This is a genomic window from Vogesella mureinivorans (assembly GCF_007644035.1).
Lineage (GTDB): Bacteria > Pseudomonadota > Gammaproteobacteria > Burkholderiales > Chromobacteriaceae > Vogesella > Vogesella mureinivorans.
Genome location: NZ_VMTV02000010.1, coordinates 1 through 316 on the forward strand (window position 1 = coordinate 1; position 316 = coordinate 316).

The window sequence follows — 316 nt, forward strand, 5'->3', positions numbered from 1 at the left end:
TAAGACGATTGCAGCCTGGTTACTGGTGCTCACCACCGAGAATAAAACTTGAGGCTTTTCGCTTTACTTCTTGTATCTACGTAATGTCAAAGTCTACCTATGGCATCACAAATGTGTTTACCGAATTTATTGTGTTTAATTAATTATTGTATCAGTGACATGTGGGAGTGTTTGGGGTTAATGATTTGGTGCGCCCTGCGGGACTCGAACCCACGTCGGTCGCTTAGGAGGCAACTGCTCTATCCAGTTAAGCTAAGGGCGCGATAAGTCAATAATTTACTGTATATGCCTATGAAAAAAAAGCTATTATCGAGAT

Annotated in this window: 1 tRNA gene; it reads right to left on the reverse strand. The window is 41.5% G+C overall.

Annotated features, from left to right (window positions below):
- Window positions 1-186 precede the first annotated feature (186 nt).
- Window positions 187-262, reverse strand: a tRNA-Arg gene (locus tag FLQ44_RS00405).
- Window positions 263-316 lie beyond the last annotated feature (54 nt).